The 18145-nt window shown below is 39.0% G+C and carries 18 protein-coding genes and 1 pseudogene; all 19 read right to left on the bottom strand.

What is annotated here, in order from left to right:
* Positions 1 to 109 precede the first annotated feature (109 nt).
* The 19 genes and pseudogenes from JQ841_RS08210 to tmk all read right to left on the bottom strand — a co-directional run bounded on the left by JQ841_RS08210 (position 110) and on the right by tmk (position 18042).
* The gene (locus JQ841_RS08210) at positions 110 to 2350 is read right to left on the bottom strand and encodes a DNA internalization-related competence protein ComEC/Rec2 (protein ID WP_203180627.1); all 2241 of its coding nucleotides are present in this window, start codon (positions 2348 to 2350) and stop codon (positions 110 to 112) included.
* Positions 2334 to 2969 carry a helix-hairpin-helix domain-containing protein gene (locus JQ841_RS08205; RefSeq protein ID WP_203180626.1) on the bottom strand — a complete coding sequence of 212 codons (636 nt, stop codon included), beginning with the start codon at positions 2967 to 2969 and terminating at the stop codon, positions 2334 to 2336. The genes JQ841_RS08210 and JQ841_RS08205 overlap by 17 nt, the downstream gene beginning before the upstream one ends.
* Before the next feature lie 66 nt (positions 2970 to 3035).
* Positions 3036 to 3605, bottom strand: coding sequence for a GNAT family N-acetyltransferase (locus tag JQ841_RS08200; protein WP_203180625.1), 570 nt, complete (start codon positions 3603 to 3605; stop codon positions 3036 to 3038).
* Between the two features lie 107 nt (positions 3606 to 3712).
* Positions 3713 to 4717, bottom strand: a complete 1005-nt coding sequence (locus JQ841_RS08195) for a PhoH family protein (protein ID WP_203180624.1) — start codon at positions 4715 to 4717, stop codon at positions 3713 to 3715.
* Positions 4718 to 4801: 84 nt separating this feature from the next.
* Positions 4802 to 5017, bottom strand: a complete 216-nt coding sequence (locus JQ841_RS08190; protein WP_001232084.1) for a YozE family protein — start codon at positions 5015 to 5017, stop codon at positions 4802 to 4804.
* Positions 5018 to 5025: 8 nt separating this feature from the next.
* Positions 5026 to 5880, bottom strand: a complete 855-nt coding sequence (cvfB, locus tag JQ841_RS08185) for an RNA-binding virulence regulatory protein CvfB (RefSeq protein WP_049511759.1) — start codon at positions 5878 to 5880, stop codon at positions 5026 to 5028.
* 59 nt (positions 5881 to 5939) lie between these two features.
* Entirely contained in the window at positions 5940 to 6497 is a 558-nt protein-coding gene (gene frr / locus JQ841_RS08180; protein WP_001262225.1) for a ribosome recycling factor, read from the bottom strand.
* An 8-nt stretch (positions 6498 to 6505) separates the two neighbouring features.
* A complete protein-coding gene (gene pyrH / locus JQ841_RS08175; protein ID WP_000002996.1) occupies positions 6506 to 7243 on the bottom strand; it encodes a UMP kinase in 738 nt (245 codons plus the stop codon).
* An 83-nt stretch (positions 7244 to 7326) separates the two neighbouring features.
* Entirely contained in the window at positions 7327 to 8661 is a 1335-nt protein-coding gene (trmFO, locus tag JQ841_RS08170; protein WP_203180623.1) for a methylenetetrahydrofolate--tRNA-(uracil(54)-C(5))-methyltransferase (FADH(2)-oxidizing) TrmFO, read from the bottom strand.
* A gap of 192 nt (positions 8662 to 8853) precedes the next feature.
* Complete coding sequence (locus tag JQ841_RS08165; protein ID WP_203180622.1) at positions 8854 to 10176, bottom strand: SMODS domain-containing nucleotidyltransferase; 1323 nt, start codon at positions 10174 to 10176, stop codon at positions 8854 to 8856.
* A complete protein-coding gene (locus JQ841_RS08160) occupies positions 10176 to 10739 on the bottom strand; it encodes an SLATT domain-containing protein (protein WP_153226511.1) in 564 nt (187 codons plus the stop codon). Before JQ841_RS08160 ends, JQ841_RS08165 begins: the two co-directional genes overlap by 1 nt.
* Before the next feature lie 15 nt (positions 10740 to 10754).
* Positions 10755 to 11549 carry an abortive infection family protein gene (locus JQ841_RS08155; protein WP_000422393.1) on the bottom strand — a complete coding sequence of 265 codons (795 nt, stop codon included), beginning with the start codon at positions 11547 to 11549 and terminating at the stop codon, positions 10755 to 10757.
* Between the two features lie 24 nt (positions 11550 to 11573).
* Positions 11574 to 12614, bottom strand: coding sequence for a DNA (cytosine-5-)-methyltransferase (dcm, locus tag JQ841_RS08150; protein ID WP_000734158.1), 1041 nt, complete (start codon positions 12612 to 12614; stop codon positions 11574 to 11576).
* Positions 12611 to 14011 carry a protein NO VEIN domain-containing protein gene (locus JQ841_RS08145; RefSeq protein WP_000285316.1) on the bottom strand — a complete coding sequence of 467 codons (1401 nt, stop codon included), beginning with the start codon at positions 14009 to 14011 and terminating at the stop codon, positions 12611 to 12613. Before JQ841_RS08145 ends, dcm begins: the two co-directional genes overlap by 4 nt.
* 2 nt (positions 14012 to 14013) lie before the next feature.
* The gene (locus JQ841_RS08140; protein ID WP_000760484.1) at positions 14014 to 15069 is read right to left on the bottom strand and encodes a DNA cytosine methyltransferase; all 1056 of its coding nucleotides are present in this window, start codon (positions 15067 to 15069) and stop codon (positions 14014 to 14016) included.
* Between the two features lie 217 nt (positions 15070 to 15286).
* Positions 15287 to 16157 (bottom strand): annotated as a pseudogene (rsmI, locus tag JQ841_RS08135) (16S rRNA (cytidine(1402)-2'-O)-methyltransferase).
* Between the two features lie 2 nt (positions 16158 to 16159).
* Positions 16160 to 16477: a DNA replication initiation control protein YabA gene (gene yabA, locus JQ841_RS08130; protein WP_000358228.1), complete on the bottom strand. Its 318-nt coding sequence runs from the start codon at positions 16475 to 16477 to the stop codon at positions 16160 to 16162.
* A gap of 39 nt (positions 16478 to 16516) precedes the next feature.
* Positions 16517 to 17407 (bottom strand): DNA polymerase III subunit delta', encoded by an 891-nt coding sequence (locus tag JQ841_RS08125; protein ID WP_004254721.1) that lies wholly within the window; start codon positions 17405 to 17407, stop codon positions 16517 to 16519.
* Entirely contained in the window at positions 17404 to 18042 is a 639-nt protein-coding gene (gene tmk / locus JQ841_RS08120) for a dTMP kinase (RefSeq protein ID WP_004254725.1), read from the bottom strand. Before tmk ends, JQ841_RS08125 begins: the two co-directional genes overlap by 4 nt.
* Positions 18043 to 18145: the final 103 nt, after the last annotated feature.

Genomic DNA, 18145 nt, shown 5'->3' with positions numbered 1-18145 from the left:
TTAATGGTTTTATATCATCAATATTGAAGACGCTTTCATTATATCGTTTTTATCATTATTATGCAACAGATTTTTAGTTTATTGTACTAATATATAGTATTTATCCTTCCTATCGAACGCTTTCGATTTTCCAACTTTTCCACCCCTTAAAGCGTATAGCTCCTTGCTGGTCAGTTCGATAAACTTTGCTATTGATAGTTTCTAGTCGTGTCAAAGTTTCCTGATGGGGTAATTTCGTTCGATTGTTCTTTCCAACTGAGATGAGAGTGATCTCTGGTTTGAGCTGTTCTAGAAAGGCTGAACTTGATGAGTTTTTAGAACCATGTTGGCCAGCTTTCAAAACATCCACCTCTAGATCTGGATACCGCTTCAGCAAATCCTTCTCTCCTTTTTCCTCCAAATTTCCTGTAAAAAGAAAGTACTTATCCAAAAGTTTTCCATACAGAACCAGGGAATCTTCATGACCTCCATCTCCAATTTTCCTTGGAGATAAGACTTCTAACTGACTTCCAAAAATTGGCAAATTCTCTCCCACTGACACACTACGAGCCTTGGTTTGAGCAGCCTGTAGTTCTGCCACAAATTGCTTCTGCTTCAAACTGCCTTTTGACACTAAAATTTCGCCTACATGGAAAGCCTTAGCCACCTCCAACAAATCTCCAATATGTTCCTTGTCTGTATTGGTCAAAATCAGCTGGTCAATCTTATCTACTCCTCGACTTTTGAGATAGGGTATCAAGTTTCGCTGGGCATTGCTGGTCGTCGCCTTTTCTTGCCATTTCTCGATTTTCTTACCAGATTCTGCCTTGCCACCTACATCTATGAGAATGGTTTTCCCAGTTACATCCCGTAGGAAAATGCTTTCTCCTTGCCCTACATCCAGCATGGTAATTTCATTTTCCAACGGATGCTTGGTCAAGAAAAAGAGACTAACAATCAATAAGCTCAATACTGCTAGACTTTTAATGTTTTTCCTCAAATCATAGACCAAAGCTAAAGAAATTAATAGTAATATCAACAGCCATGCATTGGGTTGTCCAAAGACCAGAGGCCTACTTGCCACCTGTGATACCAAGCGAATAATGCTTTCCAACCATTCAAACATAAAATTAAGTTGAGTGACTGGATAGAGAAAGGAAAGAGCAAATAAGATAGATAAGAGCGGCAAGAAGACCATGTCAAATAGAAAGGAAAAGACAAAGGTCAAGAGGATGGACCAAGGTTGAAATTCCGCAAAATAGAAGGATAGAATGGGCAATATTCCCAAGGAAATAACTAGACTTTCTCTGGCAATAGCCTTTAGCCCCTCCCCTTCTTTGCTGGTCATGGTCAAGATAAAAGCATAGGCGCAGGACAAGACACCTCCTGCTGTTAAGAAAAAGTTGGGCATGACGATAAAGAGAACAAGTACAGTAAGGACAAAATTATCTAAGCCCTTATAGCCATGCTGAGCCAGTAGCTTCTGCAAGAGACTGCGAATGACCGATGCCGAAAATCCTGTCAGTCCTGCATAGATAAGGGAAAAGGGATAGGTCAGCCATTTCAACTTTTCTTGGGTCAAGCCTAATCGCAAGAGTAGTTTCTTAAACCCGTCCATGAAAAAACCTACCTGCATCCCCGACAAGGCAAAGAGGTGGATAATTCCTAAACTAGAATAAAGCTCATTCATCTCCTCAAAATCTGTGTCCAGATGTCCTAGCAAGAGCCCTGTCATGTAATTGCGCATAGGGTCTGGAAAGTGCGTCTTAATCCAAACCACAGCCTTTCGGCGTAAGCTGGACAGGTTTTCACCTATATCCCAACTGCCAACCTTTTGAAGTGACTGGATTTTTTTGATATTGAGAGTCTGGTAAATTCCCTGAGTTTTCAGATAGGCTTGATAGTTAAATCCACCAAAATTCCTCTGCCCTTCTGGCTCCGAAAGCTTCCCTTCTAGTCCTATCTCATGAAGGTCGGTTAAAGATTGAAAGGCTTCTTTCTCCTCCTCGGATTGGAGTTTATAATAGACTTGAAAAATGCGTCCATCAGACTTACCACGAAAGGATAGACTATCACCATTAACCTTAATAGTGTCGGGCAAAATCCGTACCCTTTCAACAGAATCCGCCAAATTTTGACTCGCTTGACTCTGTTGCCAATTTTGAAACAGAAACCAGAAACCAAAGATTCCACAAATCACTAGAACTTTGCTGGCAGATTTCAAAGAAAATTGTACAAAGAGACAGACTAGCAGAAAAACAAAGCTCAACAAAGCAAGATAGGATGCTGAGAAAATAGCGTAATAAAGCCAAAGCAATAGAAAACTCAGATAAATTAGGGGAATGGGGAAATTCTTAATCCACTGTAACATAGTCTTTTAACTTTTCTATGGTCTTGGCACCAATGCCAGAGACCTTCTTGAGCTCGTCTACTGACTTGAACTTGCCATTTGCTTCGCGATGGTCGATAATATCCTGGGCTCGTTTTCCTCCCAACCCCTTGACCTGCTTGAGCTCTTCCAGACTGGCCTTGTTGAGATTGACCTTCTTTTCCTTGCTTGTTGAAGAAGTCGCTCCAGAACCTGACTGTTGACTAGCTTCTTCTCCCTTAGTTGGAACGTAAACCAGAGCCTCATCACTAACTTTCTGAGCTAGATTGAGCGACTTGCTATCTGCTTGATCTGTCAAACCACCAGCCTTCTGAACAGCATCATTAACTCGACTACCTACAGGCAAATCATAAATCCCTGGCGATTTAACAGCTCCCTTCACATCTACTGTGATTAGATCTTGTTCAACCGGTTCTTCCTTCTCTTCCTTTTCGGTCGATGAATCCTTGGAAACAGCTGTAACTTCTGCCTGCAAATTCGTTTCCTGGACAGGTGTGTGTGGAGCTGGCTTTAGCAGGAAAAATCCTCCTACAAGCAAGCCCAGACAAGTACAGATGACAATGATTTTATACTCTTTGATTTTCTCGATAATTGCTTCCATATTTTCTCCTCTCTTAGATTATTCGTAAGAGGAAGAAAAAACAGTTGAAAATTTCTTCTCAACTGCTTATTTATTTGCAAAATAGTCTTCCTTAGTCAAGACATAATGAACTCTTGTAACGATTCGGCCTTCTTCATGCTGGTCCATACAAGCATATGGTTCTGCATGGGAAAAATGCATGCCTGATTTCTCCATGACCTTTCCAGATGCAGGATTGTCCTTATCGTGAAGGGCAACCAACTTATTCATTCCAATCTTCTCAAAAGCCAGCTCAATCACAGCACGATTGGCTTCTGTCGTTAATCCTTTATTCCAATACTTTTTATTGATAATGTAGCCAATAGCTGCCTTCTTAAGAACAGGATCAATCTTGTGCAAGTCAATGGTTCCAATAAACTGACCATTGCTTTTTAGTTCTATTGCCCACCGTCCCAAGGGATTGGCCAAGTAGAACTGAGCAATGTTATTCTTGGTTTCTTCCAAGATTTGATTTGTTGGAAAAGTGTAGCGCGTATTTTCTCTGTCTGAGGCATACTCAAACATAGCTTCCGCATCATCCAAAGTTACAGGTCGGAGCAATAAACGCTCTGTTTCTATAGACGGATACTGGGCAAATTTTACAAAAATTGATTCCATAGGTTTCCACCACTTGAAAAGTTTCTAATCTAATATAAGGATATTAAATAAAACATGTAAAAAGCAAATTTATACTTGGTATTGAGATAACTTTAAGTACAAAAGAACTATCCTTCAGATAGAGGTTGAGTATCTACTTCTTCACGCTCTTCATTTTTAACTGGAGCTGGTTCATAAGCTCGGATAATCTGAGCGACAACTGGATGGCGAACCACATCCTTAGCTGAAAAATGAACAAAGTCAATCTGATGAATGTTCTTGAGTTTCTCTTGAGCATCAATCAAACCGGACTTGACGTTACGCGGAAGGTCAATCTGACTGATATCTCCATTGACAATCATCTTAGAATTAAAACCTAAACGAGTCAAAAACATCTTCATCTGCATGATGGTCGTATTTTGGGCCTCATCGAGAATGACAACGGCATCATCCAAGGTCCGTCCACGCATATAGGCAAGGGGCGCAATCTCGATAATTTCACGCTCCATGAGACGGGTGGTCTGGTCTTTGCCGAGAATCTGATACAAAGCATCATAAATAGGTCGAAGGTAAGGATCTACCTTCTCTTTAAGATCACCAGGAAGAAAACCTAGACTCTCGCCAGCTTCCACTGCTGGACGAGTTAGGATAATCCGCTTGACCTGCCCACGTTTAAGAGCAGTCACAGCCAAGGTCACTGCAAGAAAGGTCTTCCCTGTCCCTGCAGGCCCAATTCCAAAGGTCACATCATGCTGTTTGACACTATCCACATAAAGCTTTTGACCCAGTGTTTTGACACGGATAGGCTTCCCTGTATTGTCCTTGATAATTTCTTCTTCGTAAAGGGCGACAAACTTGTCGATTTCATCGTTTTTGACCATGCTAATCGCAGTCACCACATCTGGTGTACCAACGGTCATCCCACGATTTACCAAGACCATCAAAGCCTGAATAACTTGACGGGCTTCCTCACAGGCAGTCTCTTCTCCCAAAACCTGCACAATCTCCGTACGAGCATGAATCACCACATCAAGCTCTTCTTCCATCAAACGAAGATGGCGTTCATTGGAACCAAAAAGATGAAACAGGTCATCTGGATGACTCAGTTGAATGTCTATTGAATGTTCCTTCAAATAAAGAACCTCTCTAATCCTTTTATTTCTTTTTATTATAGCAAAGGGGTGGAGAAATTACTAGCCCAAACCCAGTGAATCATGCTAGTGTTCTAAGTATTCTTGCCAGATAGCATCAAAGTCTCCTAGATTGAAAGAGAAACTGGCATGTTCCTCCAAAAAGCGGCTCACCTCATCAAAATCATCTGTGTGTTTCGGAAATGCTGATTCTTCAAAAGCGAGGTCTGCCAAGATAGCTTTGGGACTATTACTTTTAGGATTGCGCTCAGTCATGAGCCAAGTGTAAAATGATTTTCTCATAAGTCACCCTAGATCAACTCAGTCCCAAACTGGTCTTGCTTGATTTTGCCAGCCTTCATCAAACCACCGAGTGCTTTCTTGAACTGACCTTTAGAAATACCAAAGGTTGCCTTGATATCCTCAGGGGATGACTTATCATTCAAGGTCATAAAACCGCCATTGCTTTCCAAGTAAGTCAAAATCATCTGAGCATCATTTTCCAACATTTCAAAAGAACGTGGTTTGAGGGAAAGGTTCAAGGTACGGTCCACTTCACGGAAACCAATGACACGCGCATCTAAAACTTGACCCAAACGTGGCTCTGCATATCGCTCGCTAGGATGGATAAAGCCAAGCATGTTATTTTCTGGCAGATAGACAAAAGTTCCTGATAGCTTGAGGCGGTAAACAATGGCTGGCCAGTTTTGGTTCTGCATGTTGTTGTAAGCAGGACGAGCCAGACGTTGGAAGTCTTCTTGATAAGCCAAGAGACCCCAGATACGGTCTTTCTTGTCCACTTCAAGACGGATGTAGAGTTGGTCGCCCTTCTTAGGCCAGAGTTCCTTGAGCTCAGGAAGAATATCGAGTGACACAACGATTTCCTTGTCAGGAAGGCCTGTATCCACAAAGACACCCAAGTCCTTACGAACTTCTGTGACACGGCCCCAACCAAATTGGTCCTGAGTAGCAGTCACTTCTAGAGTTGTCAAACGGAGTTTTTGCTTCATATCTGTATAGGCAAAACCTTTGACCGTATCCCCTACTGTATGTTGACCTTCTTCCTTGGCAAGAGCATAGGTTTGACCATCCTTTTGCACAAAGTAAAAACGGTCATTTTCATCGATGATGAGTCCAACGATAAAACTTGCAAGATTTGTATTCATATTTCCTTCTTTCGAATAAAACTCAGCCAGCAATGCCAACTGAGTTTTTCTGTTTATTTTTAGACTTCCAAAAGTTCTTTCTCTTTATTAGCAGTCATGTCGTCTATGTGTTTGACAGCATCGTCTGTTACTTTTTGAATATCTTTTTCAAGAGTCTTCAATTCGTCTTCAGTGATTTCTTTTGCTTTTTCTTGTTTCTTGGCTTCATCCATAGCATCACGACGGATATTGCGGACAGCCACTTTAGCATTTTCGCCGACTTTCTTCACTTCTTTAGCAAGGTCACGACGAGTTTCTTCTGTAAGAGCTGGGATAACCAAGCGAATCACAGAACCGTCATTAGCTGGTGTGATACCAAGATCAGAAGCGTTCAAGGCACGTTCGATGTCTTTCAATGAAGACTTGTCAAATGGTGTTACTAACAAAACACGCGCTTCTGGAATCGTAATTGAAGCAATTTGGTTAAGAGGAGTTTCTACTCCATAGTATTCTACATGTACACGGTCCAGCAAGCTTGCATTGGCACGGCCAGCACGGATACCACCAAATTCACGAGCAAGTGATTGGTGAGACTGGGTCATTCTCTCTTTAGCTTTTTCAATAATTGCGTTAGCCATAATCTTTCTTATTCCTTTTCTTCGATATTATTTGAAACTGTTGTTCCGATATTTTCACCAAATACGACACGTTTGATGTTGCCTGGTTGGTTCATGTTGAAGACAACCAAGTCAATGTCGTTATCCATTGAGAGGGTTGAAGCTGTTGAGTCCATAATACGGAGACCTTTGTTGATAACATCACGGTGGGTCAATTCTTCAAACTTAACGGCTGTCTTGTCTTTCTTAGGATCGGCATTGTAAACACCATCGACGCCATTTTTAGCCATAAGGATGGCATCCGCTTCGATTTCAGCTGCACGAAGAGCCGCTGTTGTATCTGTTGAGAAGTAAGGTGAACCAATTCCGGCACCAAAAATAACGATACGGCCTTTTTCAAGGTGACGAAGGGCACGTCCACGAACATAAGGCTCTGCCACTTGTTGCATAGCAATGGCAGTTTGCACACGCGTATCAACCCCAACTTGTTGCAATGAATCTGCCATCACAAGAGCATTCATAACAGTCCCAAGCATTCCTGTATAATCTGCCTGAACGCGGTCCATTCCTGCTTCAGCAGCAGGTTCTCCACGCCAGAGATTTCCTCCACCGATAACAAGGGCAATTTCGATACCTAAGCTATGAACTTCTTGAATCTCTTTTGCGATTGTTTGAACTGTTTGGATATCAATCCCTACGCCACGTTCACCGGCAAGGGCTTCACCTGATAACTTGATTAAAATACGTTTATACTTGGGATTCGCCATTTTCACTCTCCTTTTTTTATCCTACCTATTTTATCACAATTTCTAAGATTTTTATAGTATCATGAGCAATTCTTTGAAAAAAATTAGACCGTTAAAAATTCCTCTAAGTCGCTGAGGGCACGCTCCGCAATTTTTTCATAACGAGCCTTCTTATCACGAATACGCTCGCCTTCCAACTCCTTAATAATCCCGAAGTTGACATTCATTGGTTGGAAATGCTTGCTGTCGGCATGGGTGATGTAATGAGCCAGACTTCCAATCGCTGTTGTTTCTGGGAAAATAGCCTCGCTTTCTCCCTTGAAAAGACGAGCTGCGTTAATCCCCGCAACCAAACCTGAAGCCGCTGACTCAACATAACCTTCCACACCCGTCATCTGACCAGCAAAGAAGAGGTTTGACTGTTTCTTAGAACGATAGGTTTGCTCAAGAAGATTTGGTGAATCCATGTAAGAATTGCGGTGCATGACACCATAGCGAACAAACTCAGCATTTTCAAGACCTGGAATCATTTGGAAAACACGCTTTTGTTCTCCCCATTTGAGGTGGGTCTGGAAACCGACGATATTGTAGAGGCTACCAGCCGCATTGTCCTGACGAAGTTGGACAACCGCGTAAGGTGTTTTGAATTCGCCATCACGAGGTCCTGTGTAGTCGTCTGGATACTCAAGTCCGACTGGCTTCATCGGACCATAAAGCATGGTTTTAATGCCACGTTTGGCCATGACTTCGATAGGCATACATCCTTCAAAGTATTTTTCTTTTTCAAAAGAATTGAGCGGTGCTTCCTCCGCATTGACCAAGGCTTCATGAAAATCCATAAACTCTTGTTTAGTCATAGGGGCATTGAGGTAGGCCGCCTCTCCCTTGTCATAACGAGACTTGAGATAAACCTTGCTCATATCAATGGTGTTGACATCGATAATAGGCGCTGCCGCATCGTAGAAATAGAAACCATCGCCGTCATTAAGGGCATGAATCTTTTCAGCCAAGGCATCGCTGGTCAAAGGACCAGTCGCCACAACTGTAATAACATCTGTCGGCAATTCTGTAATTTCATCACGAACCACTTCAATCAAGGGGTGGTTGGCAACTTTTTCGGTTACCATTTGGGAGAAACCATCGCGGTCAACCGCAAGGGCACCACCTGCAGGAACACGTGTAGCCTCAGCAGATTCCAAGATAACAGAACCCAAGCGACGCATTTCTTCCTTGAGGAGACCCACTGCATTTGTCAAAGCATCCCCACGAAGAGAATTGGAACAAACCAACTCTGCAAAATTGTCTGTTTTGTGCTGAGGTGTTGACTTGACACCACGCATTTCATAAAGTTTAACTGGAATACCACGTTCTGCGATTTGGTAGGCTGCTTCTGACCCTGCCAAACCAGCACCGATAACATTGATATAAGATTGAGACACGACACTAATACCTCTTTGGGTGGAACCTAAGTTCATATCAAAACAAGGCACTGGCTTGTTTAACACCCACAAATCTTTCTATTTTTTCTTCTACTAGTATAACAAAAAAAGGGAAGAAGGCAAACTTCCCTGTTTAGTCATTTTCTTGATGTAAAGAGATAGTGAGTATTCCAATTAAAAATCAATTATATGCTACTCTATAAAATCTCTTCCACGTAACGGATCGATAGGGACTGTTATTCTATCTCTTGCTATAACCGTATTATCTAAAACAGCATAACATTCAACATAGTGGTCTCCTTTAAACTGAGAATCTTCGTGATGTTTTATTTTACCTGAAAAAATAGCACCACGCTCACAATTTCTTCTAATCGCCTCAGCTCCAATATTTCTTACTTTCCAATAATATTTAACATCAGACAAAAGATTATCTGGAATATCTGATTTTATAATTTCAAAATCAAGAGATTTTCTATTTTTAATCTTAAATCTACTTTTTAAAAAGTCTGAAAGAAGTGCTTTTCGAAAACCATCTTGTGTAATTTCACACTCCAAAACAATATTATATTCGATATTAACATTAAACAATTCATCAATAAATTCTTCATTCGAAGCTCGATTTGTTGTAGAAGTGGATTGAGCGAATTTTCTACCAAATAGCTGTCTATAAACTTCAGTAAGTTTCTCTTCTGAAGCGTCTTCTATTTTCTTTAGAGCTTGCTTAGCTTTATTGACAAATTTTGCTCCATCATTATTATAAATCTTTTGATTACTACCTAAAGCATACCAATACTCTCTATTTTTATCTTGGTTTGAAAAGTATTCAAAAATATCTTTCAAGAGAATATTGTAATCAGAGTAATATATTTCAGAAATACCTTTATCATCAATTAAATCAGATATCAAAGTATCTATCAACAACCCCTTAAATGAAAAGCCCATATGATTTTTCCATTGTCGTATGAGCCTTGTTAAGTTAGAAAAATGATTATTAAAATTCGAATTTAAAGATTTAGATTTTTCAATTTCAGGCTTTGGTTTAGTAGTTTTCCAAGAGCCTCCGTTACGAGAATCAGGATATTTAAAATTACCATCAGATTGTTCGAAAGCTGGAACTAACTCAATTTTTCCACCATCCGAAAAATCAATAGCAACGACCTGTCCGTCTCCTTTTATTTTTGTATTTGGGTATCTTTTTAGTAATTCGTTTTTTATTTCCTGTAGAAGTGCTGATTGACCATTACCCTCATAAGAATCAAATCGTCTATACACTTCTGAGGGTAGTGAAAAAATATAATCAAAATCACTAACATTTCGAACAGCCGTCGTTCTCCCCACACTACCAACAATCAAACCATTGTCAATTTCTTCATCTTCAAGCTCATCTAAGGAATAGTATTTTCGATTAAGTCGTTTCGTAATCTCTTTTAATCTATTCTTCCATTTTTCCCATTCCTCGTCCGTCATGGGGAGTTCGTCTTCGCAAAATTCTTTAAAATCATTAGATAAAGACATTACTCTTCCTCCTTAATTTCCATCAATTCTTTTGGAATAAAGTATCTATAATCTTCCTCATAATCATTATCTTTTCTCGATTTTATTAGTTTTGAAGCCTTGGATACATTTTTGGGAGAAGCATTAGAAAGTTGACTATAAGTAGCATCTCTTCGAAATTTTAATTCTTCGAAAGATTCTTGGATTTCACTTGATGGTTTTCCATTGTAAACCACCTCAGATAAAAGAATTTCAGCTAACACTTTAAGATTCCAAAGCTCATCAACAGATTTCCTCTCCAAAGCTAGTCGTTCCTCAAAGTTAAACTCCTTGGTGATGCTAAAAATTATTGTAGTGACTAATGATAAAAATGCTGTAACAAGCTTTATCCAATATTCATCAAACCAAAGTATTCCAACTAAGCCAGAAGAGACAACTCCAGAAATGATTATTATTGCTATTCTAAACCATCGAATATAGCTTTCTAACTCGTCCATTCTAACCGCATGAATTTTATGAGTCCAACCTACATTTACTATAAATTTTTTAAGTTGAAAGTGTAATTTTTCTTGATTTTTCGACATTAAACCTCCTCCTTACTATTTTTGCTTATCTTGGTATGTTTCCCAAACAAATGACACTACCGTTAATGCAGATCCTACAACAACTGAAGCATACCTTGGTGGCAATTCTATAAAGTTAGCTCCCTTACCATGACCATCACCTTTATCATTTCTAAGACTGTTAATACCCTTGATAATTTGATTCAAACTACTTAGAACTAGCTTTACATCTTGATTATTTTTTGCTGAAATATTTTCATTAGAATCCAAGTTTAAAAATTTAAAGACTTTCTTTTGCAAAGTTGCAATATCATTAGAATTAGAATACTCAATTTTTTCATGTTCTAAAATATGTTTAAAACATGATTCCAACAATTCCTTAGCTTTTCCAATAGCGTCCGCTGGAGAGCGAGAAATCATTTCATTCATAATCCCCATTTGCTTATCTATATAGTCGCTATCAAAATAGTCAGATAAAGATTCAGCAACATTATTTAAGTAGGCCATTTGTGAGACTTCATACTTCGAAAGTCTCTCTTTCAATTTCAATGCCTGAGAGTTCCTCTCTTCAGTTTTCTCGTAATATGAGTCAGGAAGGTCTTCATAATATCTAAGTAAATCTAAAGCTAATTTTAAAACCAGTTCATCTGGTTCGTTATCTACAAAAGCCTGTAAAGCTTTCCCTTTTGAACCTCCATATTTCTCTTGAATATTTACTCCTACTGAATTAAAAGTAAAATTAGCAAAAGTAGAGTTAGAAAAATTTAATACATAACCGTCACTATTAAAAAATACTTTTATAAAACTCTTATCTTGAAAATTTAATTCCATATCAAGTTCCCTAGATTTAAAACATCAACTCGCTTCAAACAAATCCAGTTGACCAAAACTTTCTTCGAGTTTCTGTTGCTTTGCAATTACATCACTATTTCGTAAATCTGACACTAACTTTTCAGCAATATACCACATCATTACTGGTGGAATAGCATTCCCCAGCATTCTATATTGAGCACCTTCTGAACCAAGCAATTCATAGTTTTCTGGAAACGACTGAATACGTGCAACCTCTCTTGGAGTATAGCGACGGTAACGTCCATTTTCTAACAAAACAGGGTCAGTGCTATTTAAGGATACTTTTGCTAAATGAGAACTAACCGTATTACTCGGCTGTTCAATGTCTTGTGCTCGTCCTTTATTCATTTTTTTGCCAGATTTACTATTTAGCATTCCTTGCACAGCCCTCTCGCTAAAATAATACTTTTCATCAATATCTTGCTGAAGAATTACTTTTAGTGGTGTATAATCTTCTACATTTTGAATAGGCTCTTCAGGAAATTCAAAAGTAAAATTCAAATCCTTTCGAATACCAACAATAAACACTCGCTCTCTCTTTTGCGGAACGCCGTATTTGGTGGCTACGCAAAGTTTATAAGAAACATTATAACCAGCTTTTTCGAACTCTTCAATAATTAGAGGAAAGGCTTCTTTATTGTTTGCAGACAAAATTCCCTTAACATTTTCGGCAAAAAATGCTTTTGGTTGATGAGCTTTTAACACTCGCACCATCTCAAAAAACAATGTCCCTTTTTCGTCTTTTATTCCTAAGCGTTTCGGATTTTGAGCACTAACAGAAAATGATTGACAAGGAAAACCTCCCGTTAAAATATCGAAAGATGGGATTTCATCTGATTTTATTTCTCGGATATTTCGATTGTCTGGAGTAACACCAAAATTCTTTTCAAACATTTTATTGGCACTGTCTTCAATATCATTTGCATAGACAATCTCAATTTGATTATCGGCATAATGTTTACCTAAAAAATCAAATCCACCAGCAAAACCAATATCCGTTCCACCTCCTCCACTAAAAAGAGAGGCAATTTTTAGTTTCTTCAAATTAAATTCTCCTCAAAGCCAACTGACGATGAAAAACGGACATCATATCCATCTTTTCTCTCAATCAGAAGCATCTTCTCATTTTTGACTAACTCATACAAATTCTTGATAATAAACAATTTTTTGCTATGTTTAGAAATCTGCAAACGATAAATATAGTATCTATCACGCACAGATTTAGCAGTTCGCCATTCGTTCGGTGTGATATGAAACGAATTAAAAGTAATAGAAGCATTGCTGACAGTTGTTTTGACTTCAATATACTTTCTCAGCTCAGAATCATCACACTCAAAAGATTGAACATCGTAGCCGACACCAAACTGTGTTGGAATAAAATTCACCAGATGGAGCAACTGTTCTTGCCCATGTTCTCGTAATTTTTGTTTTTCATGATTGATAACAATAGCTTCTCCCGAACTCCCTACAACAGCGGTAGAGATTTTCTCGCTGTATTCGATGTGTTCAGTTAGATGTCCGATAATATCTGTTTTCTCTTCAGTAAAATCAATATCACTTGGAAGGTAGAGATTAAAGTTTGTCCTAAAATCAATATCTCCTAAATCACGATTGACATATTCGAACCAAGCACTTCTAAAATTTCGAACATCTTCAATTGTTGTAGAAGCATTTCCAATAAATTGAGCATAGCCATCAAAGGTAGCATCTGATTGCAAAAAGTCATTTATTGCTTGCTCTTCCATAGAATTTATTTTATACCTACCACCTTGAACAGTTAGTAAACTCGCTATAACCATGTAATCTAAAATATCTTTGGCATATCGAATAACATCTCCTTTAGTATCGTAAGCTACTTTAGACGCTCTATTCTCTTTGATACGATTCCATATTTCCAAAACAGGCTCTCTATCACGAGTACATCTCAAATCATTAAAGATACAATGGGCGACTTCTTCATCGGTGAGGTAAATAGTTTTTTCTTCAGCTTGTGAGGCTTCTGTAAATAGTTCCAGTAGATACTGAGCTGGCTTAAATTGAACTCCGATTTGACAAAGTTTAACAATCTCGTTATCTTTTAGATGCCCACCAGGATATTCAAAATTATACAAAAAGGTTTTAAAAAAGCGAATAAGGTCTTGGTCTTCAGTCAATTCCTTAGCCCTATTTCCTGAATAGACAAAGCCCTCTTTCTCAATCATCATTCCAAACAAAGAAGAAATCTCTGTTCGCCAGTTATTGATTGTTTTCTCTGTTTTATCTGCATTTCCTGCATATTGTTTGATAATGTCATTTAGTTGCTGACTAAATTCCTTTTTAGGCAATATTCCCAAATAAGAAATATTCGTTGCCATATAAACAAGTACATTTTCGACATCATTTTTAAAACGAGGTCTTGGGTGATGTAGTCTAAAATAATATTTCTCTGGAACTTGATACATAGTTATTCTTCGTTATTTTTTAAATATTTCAGTAAATTGTTTGCAATCTGCTGAGCCATTAAAGGAGGAACAGCATTACCAACTTGTCTAAATTGCTGTGTTTTACTTCCGTAAAAGATAAAATCATCTGGAAAAGATTGTAGACGAGCAGATTCCCTCACTGTTGGCACACGATTATACTTATAGTGGAAATGATGTCTATGCCCCGTATCAATCGTAGGAGCTGGCTTCCAACTAGCAAATCGTGTCCAAGCGACATTAAATTTTCTTGTTTCTCGTAATTCCTCTGGGAGATTTTTATAATTTCCACCGTCAGGGACAAGGGCAATTGTACTTATCACTTTTTCTGAATGCTTGGCTGCAACGTGGTTCAAAACCACGTTTGAACGTTTTCGCATTAGTTTTTGATAGTCATTTTGTGGTTCTGAAACATAAGACATTTCTATCTCGCCAAGTTCATTTTCTAATGTTGGTAAATCAGAAATTGCCATCTCTGTTGTAATGATTGTTCCCAATGCTTCAGGATATTCAAATCCATCATTCCTCGTCCCCACAAAAATAACACGTTTTCTATTTTGAGGAACTCCATAGTCAGAGGCCAGCAACACTTTAAACTGAACCTTATAACCCATTTTCGAAAATTCTTCTATGATAGTATCTTTTATTTGCCCTTTAAACAAACTAACAATCCCAATCACATTTTCAATGACAAAAGCAGTTGGCTTTATTTCTCGAACCAATCGAATATAAGACAAATAAAGTTTGTTCCTTGGATCATCAAATTTTCTAGGTCCAGAAAGCGACATCCCCTGACAAGGGGGACCACCTACAATTATGTCAATTTTTTGTTCTCCAATTATTGGTTTTATATCTTCCTCATAAGATATATTCGCAATATCTCCACATAATATTTCTGAATTCTGATGATTTTTTTGAAAGGTTTCTAAGGCTTTTTCGTCATTATCAATTCCTAATAGAACATTAAATCCAGCCATCTCGAATCCATAAGATAGACCACCTGCTCCTGAAAATAAATCTACAATGTTATATTTTTTCAACTGATAAACTCCACACTATTTTCTCATATATAATTATACCATACTGCGTACTTAAAAATAATTCTAATAGAGTACATTATATATATTCAACGTAAACTGAATGAACATTGTTTTTATTTATTCACTACTCAATCAATTCTATGATTTAGACTCCGAATATTATCATCACTAATTAAGTTAAACAGAAACAGACAGAATTATTAAATCCTGTCTCCCTTTATTGTTGTTCTTCCCAGTCATGGTAGGCTGCGTAAAGCTGGCTCTTATTCCACTGGTAAATCTTAGCTACTTCCTTGATAGCTTGATTTTTCTTCATGCCTTGCTGGATGCGGACTTGGATTTCTAAGAACAAGTCCTCCTCGTCTTTTTCCCTCCACATCCTGACTGGCACCTTCAACAATGAGAAGGCATTCTCCCTTAAGTGGCGTTTCAGAGATGCTTTCCAGCAATTCAGAAATTGTACCTCTTTGGTATTCTTCATAGATTTTGGTCAATTCTCTAACCAAGACGACCGAGCGGTCACCATAGACTTCTAGCATATTTTCTAACGTATCTGCCACACGATGGGGAGATTCATAGAAAATCTGGGTTTCTGGATAGTCTTTTTTCGAGTCGAAAAATTGCTTTTGCTGGCCTGATTTTCTCGGTAAAAAGCCGTAAAAGATATGTGGCTGTGGCGCTAAACCACTGGCAATCAAAGCAGAAATTCCTGCAGAGGCACCTGGAACAGTCACAACCGCAATTTCTTCCTCAATGGCTGCCTTAACCAAATCATGACCAGGGTCTGAAATGCTAGGCAGACCCGCGTCGGATACCTGAGCAATGCTTTGTCCTGCTTTCAGGAAACCAATCAAATCAGGAATTTTTTCCTTGGCATTGTGCTCATGAAAACTAATCTGCTTAGTAGAAATGTCAAAATGCTTGAGCAAAAGCCCTGTATTGCGCGTGTCCTCAGCTGCAATCCAATCTACTTCTTTCAAGGTCTGGATAGCACGAAAAGTCATATCATCTAGATTTCCAATCGGCGTTGCCACTAGATACAGCTTGCCATAGGGAGACTGCCCCTTAAAACTTTTTTGAATCTGCATGCCTACTCCCTGTACAACAACTCGTCACAGAACATACATTCCTCGTCCTGCTCTCGACGTTGTCCATAAAAATCATTACAAACGTGAAATCCATCACGGTAAATGCGACGGACACTTTCTCGAACATGCTTGGCCTTGACGGGAGCATCTGCTTCCACCTCGCCCAAGCGTTCGCGCAACTTACTATTTTCCAAGCGAAGAGCTGTATTTTCCTCTACCAGGCTCTTGAGATTTTTCTTGATAGCTTCCACATCGGCTAAGGTTACCAATAACTGTTGGGAAAAATCATCCAGCGCGTCAAATAATTCTTTTTTGTCCATAAAACAGCCCTTTCCTTTCTTTATCGATCATTTTTGAGTTTATATTTCTTTCAAGACCAGATATTCCATGGCATTTTGAAAGCTGACATTAGCTTGCCACATTTTTCTAGCTTCTAGCAAATCTTGTAGAATCACCCTTACTCTTGCTTGTAGGATATCTTGTCCACAGAGAACTTCAAGAATCCGTAAAACCTGATCTTGTTTTTCCTTATCATCTGCCAAGCTAGCTAGTTTGGCAACTTGCAAATAACTTTCTTTTTTCTTAGCCACTAACCAAGTCATCAGGCGTTCACTTTCATCGACCAAGGTCCAAAAACTTACCTGATTTGCCAACTTTTCTGCTTCAGCTCGCGATTGACTAAACTGGGCTAAAAGAGTTGCTTTTTTCTTGACCAGACCTGCTTGTTCTAATTGATGGACGAGTTTTTCTGCTTGTTTTTTAAAGTGAAAAATTTGCGTCCGACTGCGGATTGTTGGTAAGATCTTTTCCTCATCGCTGGTCAAGAAGAAAATGTAAACCTCACTCTGGGGTTCTTCGATGACCTTGAGCAGAGAATTGGCTGCATTAGGATGCATTTTCTCAGCTTGCTCGATAATAAAGACCTGTTGCTGACTTTCAATCCCTGCTTGGGAAAACTGGCCCACCAATTCCCGAATGCGTTCTGTCTTGATGACCTGATTGACTGGCTTAATTAAGGTAACATCGGGAAATTCTCCCTGTTCAATAAGCTTACAATTCCGACATTTCTCACATGGCAACACACCTACTTTATCCGTACAAAAGAGGCTCTTAGCTAGAAATTGAGCCATTTCCAAGCTTCCAAAGAAACCTGAAAAGAGATAGGCGTGATTGAGCTGGTCTTGTTCTAGGATACGTACAAAGCGGTCAAACTGGTCTGGCTGCCAAGCCTTTAGTTGATCTTGTTTCATTTAATCAAGCCCATTCTCTCAAACAAGATATCCTTGGTAGTTTCCACAACTTGCTCCAATGGAAGACTCGCATCAATCTTGACAATGCGATTTCCTTCTTTTTCCAGGAGAGAAAGATAACCTTTACGAACTTTTTTATGCAAGTCCAAACCTTCTAAGTCCAAACGATTGACCTCACGATTGCTATTAGCAGCAATGCGAGCTAGTCCTTCTTCCACCTCGATGTCAAAATAGAGTGTCAAATCGGGTTTAAGGCCATCTGTCGCAAACTGGTTAAGCCAGTCAATGGCGTCAATATCCAAGCCACGACCAAATCCCTGATATGCAAGAGAACTATCGATGAAGCGGTCCATAATGACCAACTTGCCAGCTTCAAGTGCTGGAAGAACTTTTTCCACCAAGTGCTGTCTGCGACTAGCAATATAAAGAAGCAACTCTGTCTTCGCATCCATCTGAGTATGACTTGGGTCCAAAATTACTTCCCGAATCTTCTCTCCTATCAAGACACCTCCTGGTTCACGGGTCGTCAGCACCTCTACTCCTTTTTCCTCTAAAATTGGTAGCAGAGTCTCTAAAACACTGGTCTTTCCTGCTCCCTCTGGTCCCTCAAGAGAGACTAAAAATCCTTTTGACATGTCTAACTCATTTCTTTTTTACTACTTCTATTCTATCAAAAAAATGGGGGTTTGTGGCAATCTTTTTTGTCTTCTCATTTCAACCACCATAAAAGAGGCAGAT

The sequence above is a fragment of the Streptococcus mitis genome, assembly GCF_905187535.1.
Classification (GTDB): domain Bacteria; phylum Bacillota; class Bacilli; order Lactobacillales; family Streptococcaceae; genus Streptococcus; species Streptococcus mitis_BS.
The sequence above is the reverse complement of the archived record's forward strand: the minus strand, read 5'-3'. Positions and strand labels throughout refer to the sequence as shown.

Excerpts from the sequence above, each read along its gene's own strand:
- JQ841_RS08210 (WP_203180627.1), bottom strand. The coding sequence starts at position 2,350 with ATGTTACAGTGGATTAAGAATTTCCCCATTCCCCTAATTTATCTGAGT.
- JQ841_RS08205 (WP_203180626.1), bottom strand. The coding sequence starts at position 2,969 with ATGGAAGCAATTATCGAGAAAATCAAAGAGTATAAAATCATTGTCATC.
- JQ841_RS08200 (WP_203180625.1), bottom strand. The coding sequence starts at position 3,605 with ATGGAATCAATTTTTGTAAAATTTGCCCAGTATCCGTCTATAGAAACA.
- JQ841_RS08190 (WP_001232084.1), bottom strand. The coding sequence starts at position 5,017 with ATGAGAAAATCATTTTACACTTGGCTCATGACTGAGCGCAATCCTAAA.
- cvfB (WP_049511759.1), bottom strand. The coding sequence starts at position 5,880 with ATGAATACAAATCTTGCAAGTTTTATCGTTGGACTCATCATCGATGAA.
- frr (WP_001262225.1), bottom strand. The coding sequence starts at position 6,497 with ATGGCTAACGCAATTATTGAAAAAGCTAAAGAGAGAATGACCCAGTCT.
- pyrH (WP_000002996.1), bottom strand. The coding sequence starts at position 7,243 with ATGGCGAATCCCAAGTATAAACGTATTTTAATCAAGTTATCAGGTGAA.
- JQ841_RS08165 (WP_203180622.1), bottom strand. The coding sequence starts at position 10,176 with ATGTCTTTATCTAATGATTTTAAAGAATTTTGCGAAGACGAACTCCCC.
- JQ841_RS08160 (WP_153226511.1), bottom strand. The coding sequence starts at position 10,739 with ATGTCGAAAAATCAAGAAAAATTACACTTTCAACTTAAAAAATTTATA.
- JQ841_RS08155 (WP_000422393.1), bottom strand. The coding sequence starts at position 11,549 with ATGGAATTAAATTTTCAAGATAAGAGTTTTATAAAAGTATTTTTTAAT.
- JQ841_RS08145 (WP_000285316.1), bottom strand. The coding sequence starts at position 14,011 with ATGTATCAAGTTCCAGAGAAATATTATTTTAGACTACATCACCCAAGA.
- yabA (WP_000358228.1), bottom strand. The coding sequence starts at position 16,477 with ATGGACAAAAAAGAATTATTTGACGCGCTGGATGATTTTTCCCAACAG.
- JQ841_RS08125 (WP_004254721.1), bottom strand. The coding sequence starts at position 17,407 with ATGAAACAAGATCAACTAAAGGCTTGGCAGCCAGACCAGTTTGACCGC.
- tmk (WP_004254725.1), bottom strand. The coding sequence starts at position 18,042 with ATGTCAAAAGGATTTTTAGTCTCTCTTGAGGGACCAGAGGGAGCAGGA.